The organism is Paenibacillus massiliensis subsp. panacisoli DSM 21345 (assembly GCF_000426545.1).
GTDB classification, from domain to species: Bacteria; Bacillota; Bacilli; order Paenibacillales; family Paenibacillaceae; genus Paenibacillus; species Paenibacillus panacisoli.
Window position 1 is genome coordinate 52091 of the sequence record NZ_KE384537.1, and the last position, 21076, is coordinate 73166.

Consider the following 21076-nt stretch of genomic DNA (forward strand, 5'->3'; position numbering starts at 1 on the left):
CACACAATGTCCTGCAACATGAATAGACCACAGCGTTGGCATCTCGCACGCTGTGGTCTTATTTTGTGTCTCAGGAGCCAGCCTCGGCAAGTCGCTTGCGGAACAACATAACAGATAGCCAGCCTGCTACTGCAATCACCAGCATGATCCAGAATAGCCCATGAATGCTATCTCCAAGCACATGTCTAAGCAGCTGCGCTGCCTCATTGCTAATGCCGCCACCCGAGTGTGCGGACAATAGACCGCTGATGTCCTCCTGAGTAATTCCCTTCTCCAGTAAACGATCATCCATCGTATTGCGCATAATACTATAATTCAGCCAAGACCCGAACACGGCCACACTCACCGTCTGGCTCAAGGTCCGCAAAAAGGTATTCAGTGCCGTTGAAGCCCCCCGTAGTTCGAAGCCCACAGCAGATTGGGCAATAATCGTGAAGATCGTTAGCGAGAAGCCAAAGCCCAGTCCATAGATAAATGTGGCTCCATAGACGATTCCCATCGGAGAGCTCTCGTTAGCCAGTAGCATCATGAAGGAAGCCAGAACAATGAAGCATAGCCCTAACAGGGAAGTGAAACGTGGTCCCAGCTTCACTAGCAGCCTCCCCCCAAATACCGATCCGACCAACCAGCCGACGGACATCGGTGCGAGTGCTAGCCCTGAAGCGGCAGCATCACCGCCTCGTACACCCTGTACCCACAATGGCAAATAGGTTGTCAGGCCGATCAGCAGGGCACTCACGAGAACGGAGGCGATGCTCGCTACAGCAATATCTCGAATATTGAACAGCTTCAACGGCACCATAGGCTCCTCAGCACGCCGCTCAATGACGAAGAACAGCACTAGGAATACCAGCGCTCCCAGCAGCAGGGACAGCAGCGGAACGGACGCCCAATCCATATATTGCCCGCCCATCGTAAGCACCAGCAGCAACGACGTCATACCAATCGTAAAGGTGACCGCCCCTGCATAGTCGATCTTCGCCTTGCGACGAACCGAGCCCTCCTGCAGATAACGAGCAATGAAGAAGATCGCCAGTAGACCAAAGGGAATATTGAAGCCGAAGATCCACTCCCAGCCCGCGTAGAGTGCAACGTATCCACCCAGAATAGGCCCCAGCAATGAGGAGATTCCCCATACAGAGCTGATCATTCCCTGTACCTTCCCCCGCTCCTCAATCGAGTACATATCGCCGATGATCGTGAAGGTCACTGGAATTACGGCCCCAGCACCGATGCCCTGTATGGCCCGGTATACAATGAGCTGCTCCATCGTCCCTGCCAGACCACAGAGCAGAGCGCCCAGTACGAATAGCGTGCAGCCAATCAGGAACACGGGCTTACGTCCGAATAAATCACTTAATTTTCCGAAAATAGGGGTCGTGACCGCCATCGTCAATAGATACGCGGTGAAAATCCAGCTCAATAGACCGACACTGCCCAGATCACTTACAATTGTGGGTCCAGCAGGTCCAATTACCGTGCCTTCAATCGCAGCGAGGAAGGTCGCTAGCAGCACGCCGATCAGCACAAGCCCACGCTTGGTTGATGCCGGAGTGCTAGTTGATGCTTGATTATTCATGACTTCATAATCCTCTCTTGCTCTCATATAATCCAATAATTCAACAAACTGATCATTCAACAAACAGATAATCTGACAATTTCAACGGCCTGTACAAGCCTTCGAAAGCTGAAAAAGGCGGACCTGACGGACCGCCTGACAGTACATGTTATATTGTCGATCGGGGTTGAGCTTTTGTCAATTACACAATTACTATTTTGCTGCGGCTTTTCGCTTCGTATAATCCTCATACAGCAAGGAGTAGATGAGCATGTCCGTATATCCCGCAGATGTATACTGCAACTGACGCAGCAACCCCTCGCGCACCCAGCCCATAGACTCCAGGAGCTTCTGGGAAGGCTCATTTCGCGGGTCCACAAGTGCCTCCAGCCGATTGATCTTCATCTTATCGAAGGCAAAAGCGTACATGAGCTCCAGCGCCTCGGTCATGAAGCGCTGCCCCCAATACTCACGGCTTAACTCATAGCCGATCTCGGCCTTGAAGGCGCCGTCTAGCTGCCAATTGTTCAGTCCGCAGCTTCCAATGATTTTACCGCTGGATTTCAGTTCAATTCCCCAGCGAAGTGCATCATCAGTTCTGGACAAAGCATTAAGCAAGTCGATCATTTCCTGAACATCATCCGGTGAAGACATCGCTGAGATATTCATATAACGTGTCACCTCAGGGTCCGACCAGATCGCAAAAATATCCTTAACATCCTTCGTGTCCATACGGCGTAATCTAAGCCGCGGCCCCTCCAGCACCGGGATATTTCCATTACAAGTATACAATGAATTCTACCTCCTGAATGTACTCCCTATGGTTAGCGCTTCCACATCGCTACAGCCATACATAATTTAACCATACAGCTCTAATAAAGGGCAACCTATCTAGGACAATATAGAGCAATATAGAGCAATATAGAGCGCGATAGAGGGATATGGAGAAATATGGGGCACTGTAGGGCAAATATAAGTAGCGAATACTCGGCTGTACGCCAAATACACCCTCAGGAGCAGGCAACGGATGCCAAGCCTCCGGTTCCCTGTCCCCACGGATGTATAGTGTTCATTTCAACAGATTAAATCATCATTCAACGGATGGCTTCGTGCCAGACACAGATGAATATCTGAAATGATGAGCTATCCTAATGCTGCGGCTCCTTCTGGGCTTGCTCCGTCACGATATCCTTGCAGAGCGTACTTAGCTGTACACGGATCTCCTTAAGCTCGACAATACCTGCGCCCGTAATACTGAATTGATCACCATGGGCCGTCAAAAAATTCTCCTGGGTCAGATGTTCCAGCTCCTGCTTGATTTCGCGCTCCCCTACTCTGTAGCCACGGCTCTCAAGTACAGGCTGCAACTCACCTACCGACAAATTTTGCTGTTGGGCAAAATGAAGCATATGAATACGGATGAACAAATTCTGAACCTCGGCGTGCATAGCAACACCCCTTTCCGGCTAAAGCCTTCAAGATATGGATGTATTACCCTCAAGCGCCGGAAGGTAAACAAGCCAGCAGCCAAATTTCACCTGCAAGGAACCTATATGTAACTCTTGACTCCATGCATGATTCCGGTATATCTTAAATTAATTAACCGCTGGTAGATGCAATTTTAAGCTTCAGAGTCGGGAGCGGCTCATGGAGCTTATGCAAAATGTCCACAGGCAGGAGAGTGAAGGTATGTTTCAAGCAATCCCTTATGAAGGAACACGCAGTGAGCAATTCGCTTCTGCACTGAACCAACTGAAGGCTCTGATTCATGATGAACCGAATCGAGTGGCGAATCTGGCGAATGCCGCATCCTTGCTTAAGCACTTTATGAACGATGTCAACTGGACCGGCTTTTATCTCTATGATGGGCATGAGCTGGTATTGGGTCCCTTTCAGGGACTTCCAGCCTGTATTCGCATTCCACTGGGACGCGGTGTATGCGGTACAGCCGCTGAAGAACGCCGCACTGTAGTTGTAGAGGACGTTCATTTGTTCCCAGGACATATCGCCTGTGATGCTGCATCCAATAGTGAGATCGTCGTTCCTTTAGTCAAAGACGGTGAATTGATCGGAGTGCTGGACATCGACAGCCCGCTTAAAAATCGGTTTGATGCCGAGGATCAGGCTTTCCTGGAGCAATTCGCAGAACTGCTGATCGAGCAGCTGTAAATCTGTAGTAACTGAAGTAGCACATTAGTAACTGTAACCCTAGTAACACATTAGTAGCTGTAACTAGTCTTAGTTACTATAGTAAGTACTGTAGCAGCTGCAACGCCCGCGCCTGACAAGGTTAGGTGCAAGATCATGACAAATCATACTGGCACAGCTAACTTTGAATAGCCCTGCTCCCGTTACTGGTGGCAGGGCTATTCAATGACAGGCTATCAACAAAAAAAACGCCCCCACCACGAGCGTCGTAACCCCAATTTATTTACCATGTCCCTATTAACCTCGATACTTTATCCTGCGCTAGTCTGCACCTGCTATTTAAGCTCGCACGCAGCAAGGATCTTCATGCCGTCTCGTAAGAATTCTGCCAACCTGGGATGATATTCACGATACATCGTATGAAAATCTTCATGCTCCACATACAAATCACCCAGATCGCTATAGATCTGTGCTGTAGGTGTATAGAAGTGGCTGATCCACTCCAAATGGCGTCGTATAATCGCCTGCACTCTCTTGCTCCCCGGCTCCTCCCCATCCTTGATGGCGGCGATCAGCTCACGGTGGATCTCCTCAACCTCTGCTTGAGATTGCAGATACTTTTCCTTCGGCCATGCCTCTGGGTGCTGAGATTGCTCTTTCTCCTCTCGATCCTCATGCTCCTGTCTTACAGATGCTGAGAGATTGACCGATCTGTTCTCGATCTGTTCTTCAGACATCTGCCCCTGACCTCGCTGTCTTGCACGATCCACAGCCTTCACACCACTCGTCTTCGTAACTGTCCTCTTCGTATCTGCCGTCCTTGTATCTTCCGTGATAACTTCATGTTCTGACAATTCGTCATACCACCCCATGGCACTAGGCTTCACCTCAAGCGGCTCTACTTCACTGTGATGAAGCTTTTGCTGGGCGCTATACTGGTTCAACTGATGCATATTGTTCCAGCCCTGCTGCAACTGAAGTCCGCTGAACAGCTTCCGATGCTCCAACGGGAATTCGCCATTCAGATGACTCAAGGTTAGATCAATGGTCTGAACAAGCTGATGCATTCGCTGAGCCTTCTGCATAATCCTGAGCCTATGCTCCAGCAATACATCAGTCGGAGCCTCCATATAGCGATGCATCCACATCGCCAGTTCCTCACCTGGCATGACCAGCTCCTGACAGATCATGAGATGCTGGAGACACAATAACCCCCGCTCATCGTAATAATGAACTCCATCCTTTGAGACCAGAGACGGCTTTAACCAGCCATTGTGTTCGTAGCGGTTCAATTCCTCAAGCGGCATTCCCGACATATCGCTCACTTCCTCCAATGTATAGGCCATCTCGATACTCACCTCCCTGTATTTCCTTGTATCTGTTTGTACTGTTTGTACTATTTATTTATTTTTTATTGTTTGTATCTGTTTATATAGTCTGACATATCTGTATGGTCTGTCTTACCTCTAATTTACTGTCCCTCTCTTCCCACTTGTTCATTTATTTCATGTTGAAATACGGATGCTGGCGTTGTATTCTTTGGTACTTTCCATTACCCCGATAGCACATTACGAACCAGTTTTGAAGTGCTACCTTCCACTCAAGAAAATAGAGGATGCTGATGAATTCCTTGCCAGAAAAGCGAGACCCATCTGGATGTTATACGTATTATCAAGTAATATATGGTATTTATTTTTCAATTACAGAGGAGGGACTCCATGAAGAGAAATTCAAGGAATAGTACGTGGTACATCGTCGCAGCGATACTTGCTGTTATGCTGTTGGCAGGATGCAAGGATGCTACAACCCCATCTTCGAGGGATCCAGTAGCGGGGAATGAAGCTGCTCCCGAATCAACGTTCAGTGAGGAAATGGTACAGGAAGCTATACAGGCAGCGGAAGCCTACAAGACCAAGGAATATTCCGTGACCGCATCAGAGGATATGCTATCTGACGATTCTATCTTGGCGCGCACGGAAGAGATGAAGCCTTACTTCACTGAGCATTTCTCGGAAAAGGCCCTAAGAACTCGCTATACTGTCGTTCCATTCCACGCTGCACATATACAGAACACCTCCCTGCACCCGGAAAATTTGAGCTTCTCCGTATCTGGCCGCGAGGAGAACATGATTGATCTGATCTATGAGGTTGATCTCGTTTTAGGAGATGACGTCAGCAGCGACAATGAACGTGTCCCGATGCAGGGAACACTGACACTATCCTATGAAGAGGGAAAGTGGCTGGTACAGGAGGATCATTTTGATTCGGTTGCGTTCAATGACTTAATCATGAAATAAAAGTATATACTTCGCCTATAGGCGTATAGCTCAGACTATACTCTATTGTATTTAAACTATTCAATTTCTCCTTTTTCCATAAGACGGATTGTAAGGGCTAGCAAATCTCTTCCAAAGAAACTATCGGAAACTTCCTTGACAATCCGTCGTTCACTTTATTACTATAACATTTGTGAAATAATGCACAATAATATTGTGAAATGGTGCACAATGGGGGAAATGCAGAAATGAAAAAGAAAACAACCGTACTACTTACACTGCTTCTATCGATCGTTCTTGTCATTGCAGGTTGCGGAAATACTAGTAGTAATAGTGAGAAAAAAGCAAATGAAGGCCAAAGCACAACCGAAGAGAAAAAGACGGATACGGTGTCAGGTGCGTCACAAGCAAGCTATACACCAATTGATCAATTAAAAGATAGCTATGACATTATTATTGTTGGTGCTGGTGGTGCTGGTATGACCGCTGCATTAGAAGCAAAGGAAAAAGGAATGAACCCTGTTATTTTCGAAAAGATGCCAGTCGCTGGTGGTAATACAACCAAATCCTCTTCCGGGATGAATGCTTCTCAGACCAAATTCCAAAAGGAACAAGGCATTGAAGATAACAATGATTTATTTTATGAAGAGACATTAGCGGGTGGGCATAACACCAATGATAAAGAAATGCTACGTTTCTTTGTTGATCATTCTGCAGATGCAATTGATTGGTTAGATTCGATCGGAATCCGATTGAACAACCTTACAATAACAGGCGGTATGAAAGAAAAACGTACACACCGTCCTGAGGATGGTTCAGCAATAGGTCAGTATCTAGTTGCTGGGTTGGTTAAAAATGTACATGAAAAAGAGATTCCATTGTTCGTCAATGCGGATGTAAAAGAAATAACGCAAGCTGATGGTAAAGTAAACGGTGTTAAAGTATTGATTGATCAAACCGATGAAAAAGTAATTACTGCTAAAGCCGTTGTTGTAACGAGTGGTGGTTTTGGTTCTAATGCGGAGATGATCTCCGAGGTTAGACCTGACCTAAAAGGCTTAGTAACAACCAACCAAATTGGTAGCACAGGTGACGGTATTAAGATGATCGAGCAGCTTGGCGGTACGACTGTTGATATGGATCAAATCCAGGTTCATCCAACTGTACAGCAAGATAAATCGTACTTAATTGGTGAAGCTGTACGCGGTGAAGGTGCACTCCTTATTTCCACTGAAGGTACGCGCTTCGTGAACGAATTGGATACACGTGATAAAGTAACCGCAGCAATTAATGCCCTGCCTGAGAAAGCAGCTACATTAGTATTTGACTCTGGCGTGAAATCTCGTGTGAAGGCCATTGAGCAATATGACAAGATGGGCTTCGTCGTGAAAGGTGACACAATCGAGGAATTGGCACAAGCCATCAACGTTCCAGCCGATCCATTGAAAGCAACCGTAGACACTTGGAACGAAGCAGTGAAGAACAAACAAGATGGTGAATTTGGAAGAACAACAGGTATGGATCATGACCTATCTGCCGCACCATACTATGCCATCAAAATCGCTCCTGGGATTCACTACACTATGGGTGGTGTGAAGATTAACACCAACACAGAAGTGTTAGACAAGGATGGAAAAGCCATTGAAGGCTTGTTCGCAGCAGGTGAATTGACAGGCGGCTTGCATGGTGAAAACCGTATTGGCGGTAACTCTGTTGCTGAAATTATTATCTTCGGACGTCAAGCAGGTATCAAATCCGCTGAGTTTGTGCAATCAAAACAATAGGTAATAGGTTTATCTAAATGAATATACACATGAGCGTGTTCAATCGAATTATGCAAAATGGGGCTGTCCCAAAAGTCAATTTGTGATTTTTTGGCCCCCACTTTAAACCGAATTTCTTCGAATAAAAGGACCTCAATATCCACTATACAGTGAATTTGAGGTCCTTTTTTGTGTTGTAATAGGGATGTTCCCATGTCATGCGAATACTTTTGGGACAGCCCCTTCATTCCTAATTTTTCTATAAAAGGTTATTGTCAGCTTAACGAATGTAGTGTACATTAATCTAAGATTCCAATAAGAAACGGGAGCTTGATGAAGTCAGGCTGAGAGGGTGGCCGTATGCCGCCGACCGTGAAATCTGATCTGGGTAATGCCAGCGTAGAGAAGACCAAATGCAGTCGGTATGCATTCAAGCAGACCTGCAGATGGAATAGGCGCCGCCGATGCGTGCTATTTCCTGATGCCGTCTGATAATGGATATCTGACAGCAAATGAAGTTCATACTGCGCAAGCTACCTGCCCGGATCGGGGCAGGTTTTTTTATTTTATTTAGGGGAAGGAAGTTGAAGCTCATGACAGCAATTATTTCTAAAAAAGGTGCAGCTCTCAAGCTGACCGACATTCTGGTCACGATCGTCATCGCAGTGGTATTCGGTATTGTGTACAAAATCTGGGGACCTGCCTATGACATGGTCAAGCCCCTCGGCTTGCACGCAGAGCAGATTACCTATGGCATGTGGTTCATGGCAGGAACGTTCGCCTATCTGATCATCCGTAAGCCGGGGGTGGCTATCCTTGCAGAGGTAGCTGCGGCAACCGTCAGCGCCTTATTAGGCAGCGAATGGGGAATCTCTACCCTGTATTATGGTTTGGTGCAGGGACTGGGTGCAGAGCTGTTCTTTGCCCTGTTTCTCTACCGAAAAAACAATCTGTGGGTGACTTGCTTGGCCGCAATCGGCGCGGCAGCCGGCTCACTTCTGCTTGATTTCCACTATGGATACATCGAATCGTTGACGGCCTGGAACTATACGCTCTTCATCGGTCTTCGTCTGCTAGGAAGCATCATCATTGCAGGCATCTTCGCTTATTATCTGTCGAGGGCGCTTGAGCTGACTGGAGTGACCCAATCACTCCGCCCGGCATCTCGTGAGGACTATGAGGCTTTGAACTGAGTATGGCTCTTAAGGGGGTGGAGCATTCGAGACACGTAGAACATGAGCGGCATTGGGGACTGGCGCATGTAGAGCATAAGGATCATTTGGAGCATGTGGAGCATCTGAAGCATTTAGGGCACACTCCCGATATCGCTGCGGGTGTTAGCAATCTGCGACTGAAGTTCCCAGAAGCACGAGAGCTACTCTTTCAGGGCTTGTCCCTGTCCGTTCGCAAAGGGGAAAAGCTACTGCTGCTTGGGCCAAGCGGCTGCGGCAAATCAACACTGCTACAGGTACTTAGCGGCATGATCCCCCACTCTGTCGAGGTGCCAATGAAATGTGATGAAATCATCACACCTGAACGTCCGGGTGTAGTATTCCAGGACCCGGATACCCAGTTCTGTATGTCTTTTGCCGATGAAGAACTAGCCTTCGTGCTGGAGAACCGCTGTATTCCGCGCGAGGAGATGCCATCACGCATACTCGACTGTCTGACACAGGTCGGATTGGCAGAAGAAGCAGCCAGAATGCCTATTCAGGCGATGTCACAAGGAATGAAGCAACGGCTGGCTGTCGCTTCCGTGCTCGCTGCAGAGGCAGAGGTACTATTCCTGGATGAACCTACCGCGTTACTGGATGAAGAAGGAACCCTTCAGGTCTGGGACACGATCAGGAGCATAGCTGCGGATAAGACCTTGATCATCGTGGAGCATAAGATAAGTGACATTATTCAACTGGTGGATCGGATTGTCGTACTGTCTCCCGACGGAGAAATCATCGCCGATGGAATTCCGGAAGAGGTATTCGCCACCTCTCGGGATACGTTGAGAGCGTTCGGCATTTGGTACCCTGGGGTGTGGAGTGAGGCGACCTCTCCGCGGCTGTCGAACGATGCAGCAGAGCAGGCCCATTTCGTAGCCAATAGCCTTTATGGCAAAGACAACCTCTATTGTAATGGTGCTTCCCCGGTCATGGAACTAGGTAACTTTGCCGGAATGCGAAGCAAAACGGAGGTTATCCGAGTGGAGAAGGTCCAGGTTTTTCCCGGTCAATGGATTGGGATCACCGGTCCAAACGGAGCGGGCAAGAGCTCCCTCCTGCTATCCATGATGGGTCTGCTCAAGACGACGGGACGATACGAGCTATGCCATCGGCCTGCAGGTAAGACAGAACAACTGGCAGAGCATATTGGCTTCGTATTTCAGAATCCCGAGTTCCAGTTCGTCACCAATTCGGTGTATGAAGAGGTGGAATATTCGGTACTCTTCGATCTTCCGAATCCAGAGCAGCGGAGGCATACGGTGCAGCAGCTCCTGGCCCGATTCGGCTTGCTGCACCTGGAGCACAGACATCCTTATCAGCTATCGCTCGGGCAGAAACGCCGCTTGAGTATTGCCACCGCCATTATTCGTGAGCCTGAGGTGCTACTGCTGGATGAGCCTACCTTTGGTCAGGACGCCCGCAACACCTTTTCCATTCTGGATTTGCTGGAGTCGCTTCGTAGTGCTGGGACGGCAATCATCATGGTGACTCATGATGCCGAAGTGGTCCGCCGCTACTGCACGGATGAATGGCGGGTCCGACACGGGAGGGTTGAGTATGCAAATAACTTTCCCTCATCATGAGACCTGGCTGCATCGGGTTAACCCGGGCTTGAAGCTGCTCGTGTTCGCCCTTCTCTTTCCAGCGGTGATCTGGATTCACAATCTGAATATCATGATTAATCTTGCTGCAGGAATGCTGCTGTTGCTCCTATGGTCTGGGCATCCATGGAGACGATTGCTGCTGTATGCTTCACCATTCATCCTGATCTTTATCTCAACATCTACGGGGATGATGTTCTTCGGGACGGGAGAGACAACTTGGTGGAGGTGGGGACTTGTGCATATTACGGAGGAGAGCTTTCTACGTGGTATTCACTTGGGCTGCCGCGCCCTCTGTATGGCAGTTGCTGGACTGCTGTTCGGTCTGACGACACGACCTGTGAGACTTTTCTATTCTCTGATGCAGCAATGGAGGCTTCCCCCAAAGTATGCATATAGCTTTCTTGCGGCCATGCGGATGATTCCTATGCTGCTGGACGAATTCCAGACACTCCGGCATGCCTTGTTAATCCGGGGCACGAGGCGCCATGTCAGCCGCTGGAATCTGTATGCCCATATCAAGATGTATGCGATCCCTCTACTTGCGCAAAGTATCCGCCGCGCGCAGCGTACAGCCATTGCCATGGAGGCCAAAGGACTCTCCGATAAGAAGCGCACCTATTATTATGTAATAGGTTACTCGCAAGCAGATATCTGGCTGGGCATCTATTTTACGGGGGTATTTGCGGCAGCGATCTGGACGGGGAGCCTGTTCCCCTACTTCGATGCTCTGGATGTTCGATAAGCATGGCCATGATACGCACACTCGCACCATACGATTCATGATTAGGGTCGAAATGGTTGCAGCTATGAAAAGAAGACCGCCAGATGACACCTACACAGGTAGGACTGGGCGATCTTCTTTGTGCTTGAAGGAAGGATGCTCATCACAGCACTGGTAATGCATGCTCTTCATCCAACAGGCTGCATGATCTGCATGAAACGGCTCATCCGCTCCAGTGCCTTCTCCAGATCGACGAGTGAGGTTGCATAGGAGCAACGAATATAGCCCTCACCGCCTGATCCGAATACATGCCCAGGTACGACAGCTACCTTAGCCTCCGTCAGCAGCCTGAGCGCGAACTGCTCCGATGACATACCCGTAGCCGCAATAGAAGGAAAAGCATAAAAAGCTCCCTCTGGCTCGTGACAGGCTAGCCCGATCGCATTCAGACCCGCGACAAACAGCTTGCGGCGCTCGTTGTAGCTAGCCATCATCTCGTCCTTGGTTGTCAGCCCATAACGCAGAGATTCAAGCGCAGCAATCTGGGCAATGGTAGGTGCGCACATAGCTGTGTACTGGTGGATTTTTAGCATACCCGCAATCAACTCACGCGGGCCACACGCATAGCCTACTCTCCAGCCCGTCATAGCGAACGCCTTGGAGAAGCCGCTAATCACAATCGTACGCTCCTTCATTCCCGGTAGAGCAGCGATGCTCACATGCTGTCTCCCATAAGTTAACTCGGCATACACTTCATCGGAAATGACAACCAGATTATGCCGGATCACCAGCTCTACAATCGGTAACCAATCCTGTTCTGTCATCACTGTACCCGTCGGATTACATGGATAATTAATCATGAGCACCTTCGAACGCGGAGTAATGGCTGCCTCCAGCGCTTGCGGAGTCAGCTTGAACTGCTCCTCTGCTGTAGCTGCCACCTCTACAATGACTCCGCCATGCAGATGAGAGATGGGCTCATAGGCAATATAGCTTGGTGAGGGAATGAGCACCTCGTCACCCGGATCAATCACGGTCCGCAGCGCCAGATCGACGGCCTCACTGCTGCCCACGGTTACGATGATCTCGTGCTCAGGCTCATAGGACAGCGCGAAGCTGCTGGACAGATACGCTGCGAGCTCTTCCCGTAGCTCTAGCATGCCTGCATTCGAGGTGTATTTCGTCCGTCCATCCCGCAGGGCCTGAATGCAAGCCTCGCGTACCTTCGCCGGGGTCACAAAATCAGGCTCTCCGACCCCGAGCGCAATAGTATCCCCTCCTGCTGCATTCAGATCGAAGAAAGCCCGAATGCCCGATGGTCGAATATCCCGTACACGAGAGGATAGGAAGCTCCCTGTCTGCTCTTCGCTACACATGCTGGGCCATCCCCCATTCCTGTGTTCGTTCATGAAGTGAGCTCGTAATAATACGATCCAGCAGCTGTGAAAAGGTGATTCCCGCTGCCGCTGCACTTTTCGGCAACAGGCTGTTAGCCGTCATTCCCGGTAAGGTGTTCACTTCCAGCACGTAAGGCACATCCTGGCGCAAAATCATATCGACCCTGGCATAGACCTTGCATTGCAGCTGTCGGTAGCTCATTAGTGCCGCTTTACGCACACGCTGCTCGATCTCGGGCGGAAGCTGGATGACCTTCTCCTCAGCACCACCAATCTCATATTTCGCTCTGTAATCGAACCACTCCGAATGTGCTGACTGAATGCCGATGATCGGCAACACCTCGCCATCCAGAATCGAACAAGTAAGCTCGCTGCCTTGAATGTAGGGCTCTATCAGGATCGACTCTCCCAGACTCTCCGCCTCCTGAACGGCTGGCAGTAGCTCATGTTCATTTCGCACGAGCTGGATGCCGATGCTGGAGCCTCCCGTATTCGGCTTCACAATGACAGGATAGCCCAGCCGCTCTACTGCCTGTGGATCATACTCGTTCATCCCCTGCCAGCATAGCCCCGATGGGGTAAGTACGCCCGCTGCCTTCAGTAACTGCTTGGAGAGCTGCTTATTCATGCATAGGCTGCTTGCCAGAATACCGCTGCCTGTATACGGAATGCCTAACGTCTCAAGAGCTCCCTGTACTGTGCCGTCCTCTCCATATTGTCCATGCAGCGCCAGTAGCGCTAGATCGATCCCTGTCTGCTGTACCTGCGTGATCAGATCGGAGCGTTGCCCGATCACCAAGGGCACCACGTCATAGCGACTACGGTCCAGATGCCTGATCATCTCTTGACCCGTCTGTAGGGACACCTCACGCTCGGAGGATACTCCACCCATAATTACGCCGATTTTCATCATGACACTCTGTTCTCCCCTCATCTCGTTGTGTGGCACTTCCTGAATTAGTAATAGAAGGCTATGTGAGAGGAAGCCACGTGAATGATCCTCTCGATTGCTGCTGCTCCACAATTTCTGAATATAACTCTACTTCCCGAGCAAGCGACGCGCCTGCTCACCGATCATCCGAAGCCCCTCTTCGATCTGCTCATCCGTTACTCGCGAGAATCCTAGCCGCAACGTGTTCTCCCCCTCGCCTGCTTGCACGAAGAATCTGTCCCCTGGCGTAAAAATAACCCCTTGCTCTAAGCAAGCCTCCAGCAATTGACGTGTATCGAGGCCAGCCGGAAAAGTAAGAAACAGATGCAAGCCCCCATCACCAGACAGTTGGGCCTCTGGAAGATGCGTCTCACAGCATGTCTTGGTCCATTCATATTTGCGCTTGTATTCGGCACGCGCTTTTTTTACATATTTATCAAAATTTCCGTTCAGCAAATATTGATATAAAATCGATTGATCTATCGTTGATGTATGAATGGTACGTGCCCTTTTCATGCTCTCCAGCGTATCAATGAGTGCCTTGTCAGCCAGCACCCAGCCCACTCGCAGACCAGGAAACAGCACCTTGGAGAAGCTGCCGATATAGATGACTCCGTTCCCCTTCCCTGCTGTCGCGATTAATGGAGCCACATGTGCTCCTGAATAACGTAGCTCCTCATTAAAGCCATCCTCAATCACTGGGATCTGGTAGCGCGTCAGCAATTGCATTACGGCACTACGCTTGGCGGGTGACATGACGATGCCTGTTGGATTGTGATACGAGGGTGTCAGATAGGCCAGATCGAACTGTTCGGTCTGCTGCTCCAATACCTGCTCTAGCTGATCCACATCCAGACCATCGCGCTGCATCGGAATGCCTGTAATCTCAAAACCATGCAGCCTCAAATTCTTGATCGCCGTATGGTGGGTCGGATTCTCACAAAGTGCTGCCCCACGACGCACCGTAGGACGCAGTGCTGAGAGCACGATGTCGAACCCCTCGGTGAACCCGCTGGTAATCAGCATATCCTTGCCGCTCAGATCGACGCCCTTATTCTCCATATAACGCATCAGATAATCCATTAACGGCTTGTAGCCCTTGGCGTAGCCGTAGTTGAGCAGCACCTGCCCTTCGATGGCCATCCGGTCCATGAAGGCACGCTTCACATCACCCAGATCGAACAGCTGCTCATCCGGGGCAATGCTTGTGAACGAAATCGTGCCTTTGGGCGCACGAATGCCCTTCTTCATCATGTCCAGCTCTACGGCTGCGACAGCATAATCGTTCATTCTGGACTTCCAGTCCATCTGCCAAGCTGCCGTGTCATCAGCCACTCCTTGAGCTGCCGCCGACTGACCAACCATGGCTGCGACATAGCTGCCCTTGCCGGGAAGGGCATACGTATAACCGTCATCCTGCAAGTCTTCATAGGCTGCAATGACCGAATTGCGGCTCACCTGCAGCAGCGTGCTCATTTCTCTCGTGGAGGGCAGCTTCTGGTTCGCTTGGAGTGATCCTTTTATAATTAAACGTGTGACGTATTCTTTCACTTGTAATGCAACCGGGCGGTCTCCGACCAGCCTGAAATCCTGGAACATCCTTTATCGCCCCCAGCTATAATGATGGCATACTAGACAGGTGAAAAAAAGAACCACCCTGCTGGATTTTTCATCCTGCGGTGGTTCTGGTTCTTCTATTATAGAGATTACAGCGGTGACTCTAAAAATGGCTGGTACATCATAAGCGCATGATTCTTCGTGACTAACTCATCGGATACAAGCTCTTGATGCAGATTATATTTTCTTTTATATATCATATTAGTTCTTACATAGCCACCCCAGTATTCTTGGGTGATCTTATGATCTCGTTCGTATATTTCATAAATGTGGGTAGGCTTCGCTGTCGTTCTCCACTCACCGTACAGGTACTCCTTGTCGATGTCAATGACTAGCTGGTAGGGTTGATCTGTCGGGTTGAATATCTGCAAATCAAGATAATTATATGAACACGTGGCCCCGCTACCAAATGGCTGTGTCCGATTCGCATCTGGGAACACATCATAGCTGTGTCTATGCCTTTCAGTCACGACCAACGGCGTGTGCAACGTAATCCAGTAAATGAGATTGGATAACTGACAAAGCCCTCCCCCCACACCAGGCCTGAACGTCCCGTAGAATAACGTCATTCCTTCCACGTAGCCTTTTCTTTTGGTAGGCTTGCCGATTAGCTTCCAGTATGAAAAAGTCTCTCCCGGAGCGATCGTGATCTTATTTAGCTTTTGCTTGGCGATCTTCAGATTAATGATTTTGTTGTGCTGCAGCCACATATCGACCTCTTTAAGCTTTCTTAGCAGAGGGGTCTGGTGTGTAAAGGTGATATACGGAAGTTCTTCATTCTCTATGCGAGAAGCAAATTTCTCATGTCCAAAATACCACTTCAAGTATCTTCTGAACCTGAAATAACAAGATCCTGCTAGTAGTCTAAGCCTTGATCTTTGTTTTGGTTTCATGATATCCCTCCACTGCTTGTAGAGTACGACTATTCAAACGATGGCGTAACAGACCGACAATGACCATTTTAAGCAGAGCACTTATCAAAAGTACAACTATTACCTTGACCAGATTAAATGTGAGTGTAGAGCCGCTGCAAGCGGGGAGCCCTGTCGAACATGGTTAAGCTTGCTGTTCTTTCGAATACAATGGAAAGCGGATGAACAGCAAGCTTAAAGATGGGCACTCCGTTTCTCTAGGGCTTCCCCGCTTTCCGCTAACCACGCTCTCTTCAGATCGTTCAAATCCACAACCGTATACAGTCAAAACGGCTGGGATCAAAACGTTGCAGGGTTTCAATCTATGCACTCGTGAAGAGTGCGACAGCGGAAAACAACGTAAAAATGAAGATTACTACTCCCAAGGCTGTCTCTAAAACTGGTATGCTCCTCTCTTCTTCATCCGGAGATATTATATTGTACATGAATAAAAACTCAAAAATATCCACATAAATGTTCCGCGATAGGCCTAAGTCAAATCAAGAAGTCCATCGTATGTAAGCTCCAGTACCCTGTTACAATGGTAAGCGACATGCTGACTATGTGTAGCAATCACTGCCGTCGCTCCTTGCTGACATAGCTCTTGAATTAATTGGATTACTCTGGTAGCCGTATCATCATCAAGCGCACCTGTCGGCTCATCTGCTATGATCAGTTCAGGTTTTTTTAACAAAGCGCGGATTAACCCAACTCTCTGAATTTCTCCGCCAGATAACTTGCCTGCCTTCTGCTGTAACAAAGACGTCATTCCAAGCCTATCACATAAATCCATCATGTATTCTATTTGCTCACTGCTGTGCTTACCATTTCCTACCCAGATCGGTATGCAGATATTTTCTTGTACTGTCAATCTTGATATAACCGGACTTTGTTGAGGAATATAACCGATTAGATTACTACGTATCTGGGCTTTCTGCTGTGCCGTTTGCCTGGTCATCTCAATCCCATTTAGCAGATAGCTCCCTGTAGTAGCAACCTCCAAGCCAACCAATATATTTAATAGCGTGCTTTTTCCGGTACCGCTTTTCCCTTTAATAGCTACACATTCACCTGCTCTAGCCGCCAACCGAACCTTCTGAAATATTACCTTTCTGCCAAATGCCTTGTCCATCTGGTCTAATTCAATCGTCGCCACAAGCTACACTCATCCCTTCAATTGTTGAATCATGTCGATCCGAGCCAAGACCCGTCTGGTACAAAGAAGTGTCATTCCTGCTAATATACCAACCACCAGCAACACCGACAGAATGTAGGCTAACAGTAGAATCCATGCCTGTTGCCATACAAGTAAAAGTAGCAGCATTGGCAGCACACTCCCCAGCAGCATCATAATCACCAACTGCACGACAACTATGTGGGGAATATTCTGCAGATGATATCCACTGATAAGTAAGACTGCATAGGTTTTTAGACTGTACCGAATGTGTATAGCTATTGTCCATAAATACAGCAACAAGATCAGGACAAAAGCTACAGCTACAGTTAAATACAATAAATTTCGATTCTGGTCTGTAAGTTGAATCAACACGCCCAAAACCCCACCATCAGCACCGATGATAGAATAGTCGTAGAATTTCACCTCGTTGGAGATCGTATCCATTATACGTTGCACTTCCTGTGGCTGTTCGGTTGTAAATACAAAGCCATTAATCGAACTAAATAGTGAAGCACGTATAAATGGCGTATCTTCATGACTACGTAGCAAATCAGGCGTAATCTTGTCAAACTGTAGTGCTGGCATGATGATATAACGATCAATCAATGTCTCCTGTGATCTCGCACTAACAACCACCTGTGAAGGGTCAGTAAATCCAATAACCTCCCCTGTGAAAGGCTCATTATATAGCATCAGAGAAATCGTATCGCCCAGTTTGTAGTAAGATTTCAACTCAGCACCTAATATTAAGGGGATTGTCTCTTTAGAACCGTCATATGTATAATCATTATCCTGGAAGCCATGACCAGAACTGATCCTGATCTGAAAGACATCAAACGAACCCTGATTCATCTGTAAAGACTTTATATTCCGGTAGGTAGACCCCCTGTATGTCTGCGAATCCTGCGATTGGCCTAATTCATAGTAGGCTTCAAAAATCTCATCACCCTTAAAATCTACAACATGGATTGGCTGCCAGTTAACAACCGCATATTGAAAGCGCGGCTCTGTCTTCAGACGATCACCAAAATTTTTGAGGATGCTGTAACTAGCTTGTTGCTGAAAGAACAACCTCTCCTTGTCATTGAACAGGTTATCTGCCAATTGATACATATTTTTATCTTTAAAACTTGAAGTAGCCTGAAGCTCAATCCGAGACTGGAGGATATTCAACAGCATTAGAAGGACCAGCAAGAATAGTATGGCTGCTAGAAATATATGAAATAGGTGGAAGCCTTTATGTCCTTTGAATAACAAATAAACCATCTTCATCAACGAACTCTCCTTGACCTTGTACTGTACCAACATGTTATAACGAAGGTAATAAGGATGATAAGTAGACTAAATACACCTACCATATACCATGATTGAAGCTGCCAATGCCTGCTCCATACCTGCATGAGTGTCTGGAAGATTGAGATGCAAAGTAACACCATTACAAAGCTTGCTCCAATTAATGGAGACAATTTATAGACGAGCATATGCATGTACATCTGCCAAAACGTGCACCCATGTTCATTGCAAATACGAATGAAAGCCCGCTCCTGTCTCAGCCAATATAGCATGATCAAGATTGCTACACAGCTCGTAAATACTAATACTACCCATAGGAGATGCACAAGCCATTGATTGGATAACAAGGCATACGTGCCCTTGAATTCGGTATGTATAAGTTCAATCGGATTGTGGTTGGAGACTGTTTGAACTAGATCCATCGTATTAGCATTAGGAGAACTCATAACAAACAATTCACCATCTGCTAGTGACACCTTATTAGAAGCTGGAAACAGCCACTGCTGGGTACTTAATTGATAATCGGCGGGAACATCAAATTGTCCTGCAAATACATAACCTTCAGGAATAAATTGAGGATTCACTTTATCACCAATTAACGCCTTTCCTATTAGTGCTTCTGTATTCCACTTATCTATGTCATCCGGTCGATCAGACTGGCTCTGCAATGGTGGAAGCTTGATATCACCACTAATTCGCACTATTTTTAGTTGCGGCTGGACAGGATTATACTGCATCAGTAAATAATCCTGTTCAGGAAACCTTAGTGGTTGATGGATGCTCGTCATTCTGAACGTGATGGATTGCTTACTGACGTAGCCGTTGTGTAGCATATTGAGATTATCTATATAGGCAAGAAAGTAAAATATCCCTACAGACAGCATCTGCAGAGCTAAAAACAAAATATAAAATCTAGCATCAATTCCAAGGCGAAAAAACCGGCGTTGACTGATCTGAGATAATGACAATTTATCGCATCCTTAACCATGTTTAGCTATCTACATTTTAAAAATTGCTTATCGGAGGAAATTTAGAAAAGGGTAACCCCTTCATTAATTTTGTTTATAACTATGTATGTAATAATAGGACGAAGGGGTACATTAAGGGTATGATCATCAACATAAAATCAGTCTAATTCTTCTTTTTAATTTATATATCTAATCGATCAACAAAATACATGCTATACTATTATCTACCATAATATGATTTTGCTTTTAAATAAAGCCCTCGAAATTCTCCATCTACATCTCCACTGATTGCAGTTGTTTGGTCCATTCCGTAAACTCGCCCACTACTTGCTTGGACATTACCATTGTATTTATTTTCGTATTGCGCAACAGTGTAATGATATGCATCTGGCCATTCTGTAGTTGCAACAATGTACTCACGTATAACAGAGGCGCCTGCAGAATACGATCTAATATCAGCTTTATGCCATTTAGGCGCCGCACTTGGTGCAAAAGGAGTAATTGCATTGGGACTAATTGCAGGTTGAATAGTAAAATATCCTTCGTCTTCACTCCAACCACCATATACTCCTTGTAAACCTGAAGTTTGTCCTAAGAAAGTTCCTTCTGCGGCATTAGTAACACTACCAATACTAAAAAGACTTAGTGCCAAAATAGGTACAGCTAATAGCAATCTTTTTTTAAACAAAATCCCATCTCCTTTTTATTGATAATTTGTAAATAAATTTACATCAGAAATATACCATAAATAAATATATTTTGTAAATTATTTCTTTTTTCGAGATTGTAAGTTTATTTTTCAGGTATATCTGTTATTATTTTTTTTGTAATCAATGAACCTATCATAGTAAGGAGGTTATCTTTGCACTCAAAATTATCCTTATTCCAAAATTTGTAGTATCCATTACAATTTGTGTACCCACTGGCGCTACACTCACGTCTCATTCCTTGCATATATTTTAATTGGCTTATAAGCTAGATTTAGTGGTTTTAACTGACAGCAGTAATCTCATCTACTCTTTCCATAATCCTGCTTTTCGCCAAACATCCACTAAAAAAACGCGCACTGACCTCTATGTCAGATTGCGCGTCTCGGAATATTGTAACGACATCTTTGTATGATTCTATCGATATATAACATCCAACCTTCAAAGCCAAATGCCGTATCCCACCCGATTTGCATAATTCGTGCAGTTTTCAGCTACGACGTGAACGGGGGTTCCACCCTCGAAAGTCATGGCCTCAAGCACTACTCTCCAGTCAAAAGACTCATACCTTCGATTGGAAATATCAGTGCATCTTATGTTCATGTATAGATTAGATTTCAATCCACGCACTCATACAGAGTGCGACTACATGACAACCGATCCATTCGCGGGCCTTCTGACGATTTTAATCCATGCACTCGTGTAGAGTGCGACTAGACAACTTTCCGGGCGGAGGCGGAGCGTCAACGGATTTCAATCCACGCACTCGTGTAGAGTGCGACGATTGG

18 protein-coding genes are annotated in these 21076 nt (G+C 47.2%); 6 read left to right on the forward strand and 12 right to left on the reverse strand.

Annotated elements, in window-relative coordinates; all coding sequences use genetic code 11:
- Window positions 1–70: 70 nt before the first annotated feature.
- The 3 genes from K331_RS0128335 to K331_RS0128345 all read right to left on the reverse strand — a co-directional run bounded on the left by K331_RS0128335 (window position 71) and on the right by K331_RS0128345 (window position 3006).
- The gene (locus K331_RS0128335) at window positions 71–1579 is read right to left on the reverse strand and encodes an MDR family MFS transporter (protein ID WP_051290092.1); all 1509 of its coding nucleotides are present in this window, start codon (window positions 1577–1579) and stop codon (window positions 71–73) included.
- 192 nt (window positions 1580–1771) lie between these two features.
- On the reverse strand, window positions 1772–2350 hold the full coding sequence (locus tag K331_RS0128340; RefSeq protein ID WP_028592935.1) for a GNAT family N-acetyltransferase: 579 nt from the start codon (window positions 2348–2350) through the stop codon (window positions 1772–1774).
- Between the two features lie 356 nt (window positions 2351–2706).
- Complete coding sequence (locus K331_RS0128345; RefSeq protein ID WP_028592936.1) at window positions 2707–3006, reverse strand: hypothetical protein; 300 nt, start codon at window positions 3004–3006, stop codon at window positions 2707–2709.
- Between the two features lie 241 nt (window positions 3007–3247).
- Between K331_RS0128345 and K331_RS0128350 the strand changes: the two genes are divergently transcribed.
- The gene (locus K331_RS0128350) at window positions 3248–3727 is read left to right on the forward strand and encodes a GAF domain-containing protein (protein WP_018887404.1); all 480 of its coding nucleotides are present in this window, start codon (window positions 3248–3250) and stop codon (window positions 3725–3727) included.
- A gap of 314 nt (window positions 3728–4041) precedes the next feature.
- Here the strand turns inward: K331_RS0128350 and K331_RS0128355 are convergent, their stop codons facing one another.
- Window positions 4042–5052, reverse strand: coding sequence for a MerR family transcriptional regulator (locus K331_RS0128355; protein WP_028592937.1), 1011 nt, complete (start codon window positions 5050–5052; stop codon window positions 4042–4044).
- A 372-nt stretch (window positions 5053–5424) separates the two neighbouring features.
- Between K331_RS0128355 and K331_RS0128360 the strand changes: the two genes are divergently transcribed.
- From K331_RS0128360 to K331_RS0128380, 5 genes are all read left to right on the forward strand, one after another.
- Complete coding sequence (locus K331_RS0128360) at window positions 5425–6003, forward strand: hypothetical protein (RefSeq protein ID WP_028592938.1); 579 nt, start codon at window positions 5425–5427, stop codon at window positions 6001–6003.
- Window positions 6004–6230: 227 nt separating this feature from the next.
- Window positions 6231–7766: a flavocytochrome c gene (locus K331_RS0128365; protein ID WP_028592939.1), complete on the forward strand. Its 1536-nt coding sequence runs from the start codon at window positions 6231–6233 to the stop codon at window positions 7764–7766.
- Window positions 7767–8338: 572 nt separating this feature from the next.
- Window positions 8339–8938, forward strand: a complete 600-nt coding sequence (locus tag K331_RS0128370; protein ID WP_028592940.1) for an ECF transporter S component — start codon at window positions 8339–8341, stop codon at window positions 8936–8938.
- Window positions 8939–8940: 2 nt separating this feature from the next.
- The gene (locus K331_RS33260; protein ID WP_226383719.1) at window positions 8941–10545 is read left to right on the forward strand and encodes an ABC transporter ATP-binding protein; all 1605 of its coding nucleotides are present in this window, start codon (window positions 8941–8943) and stop codon (window positions 10543–10545) included.
- Complete coding sequence (locus tag K331_RS0128380; RefSeq protein ID WP_028592942.1) at window positions 10520–11308, forward strand: energy-coupling factor transporter transmembrane component T family protein; 789 nt, start codon at window positions 10520–10522, stop codon at window positions 11306–11308. Before K331_RS33260 ends, K331_RS0128380 begins: the two co-directional genes overlap by 26 nt.
- Before the next feature lie 167 nt (window positions 11309–11475).
- On the opposite strand, the gene K331_RS0128385 is transcribed toward K331_RS0128380, so the two are convergent.
- From K331_RS0128385 to K331_RS32085, 8 genes are all read right to left on the reverse strand, one after another.
- Window positions 11476–12663: an aminotransferase class I/II-fold pyridoxal phosphate-dependent enzyme gene (locus tag K331_RS0128385; RefSeq protein WP_028592943.1), complete on the reverse strand. Its 1188-nt coding sequence runs from the start codon at window positions 12661–12663 to the stop codon at window positions 11476–11478.
- On the reverse strand, window positions 12656–13594 hold the full coding sequence (locus tag K331_RS0128390) for a D-alanine--D-alanine ligase (protein WP_028592944.1): 939 nt from the start codon (window positions 13592–13594) through the stop codon (window positions 12656–12658). Before K331_RS0128390 ends, K331_RS0128385 begins: the two co-directional genes overlap by 8 nt.
- Window positions 13595–13723: 129 nt before the next feature.
- Window positions 13724–15214, reverse strand: coding sequence for an aminotransferase-like domain-containing protein (locus tag K331_RS0128395; protein ID WP_028592945.1), 1491 nt, complete (start codon window positions 15212–15214; stop codon window positions 13724–13726).
- A gap of 107 nt (window positions 15215–15321) precedes the next feature.
- Window positions 15322–16125 (reverse strand): VanW family protein, encoded by an 804-nt coding sequence (locus tag K331_RS0128400; RefSeq protein ID WP_028592946.1) that lies wholly within the window; start codon window positions 16123–16125, stop codon window positions 15322–15324.
- A 508-nt stretch (window positions 16126–16633) separates the two neighbouring features.
- Window positions 16634–17299, reverse strand: coding sequence for an ABC transporter ATP-binding protein (locus K331_RS30785; RefSeq protein WP_084165610.1), 666 nt, complete (start codon window positions 17297–17299; stop codon window positions 16634–16636).
- A 9-nt stretch (window positions 17300–17308) separates the two neighbouring features.
- Complete coding sequence (locus tag K331_RS0128410; RefSeq protein WP_028592947.1) at window positions 17309–18592, reverse strand: hypothetical protein; 1284 nt, start codon at window positions 18590–18592, stop codon at window positions 17309–17311.
- Complete coding sequence (locus tag K331_RS0128415; protein WP_028592948.1) at window positions 18592–19581, reverse strand: hypothetical protein; 990 nt, start codon at window positions 19579–19581, stop codon at window positions 18592–18594. Before K331_RS0128415 ends, K331_RS0128410 begins: the two co-directional genes overlap by 1 nt.
- A 220-nt stretch (window positions 19582–19801) precedes the next feature.
- Complete coding sequence (locus tag K331_RS32085; RefSeq protein ID WP_156897735.1) at window positions 19802–20269, reverse strand: hypothetical protein; 468 nt, start codon at window positions 20267–20269, stop codon at window positions 19802–19804.
- Window positions 20270–21076: the final 807 nt, after the last annotated feature.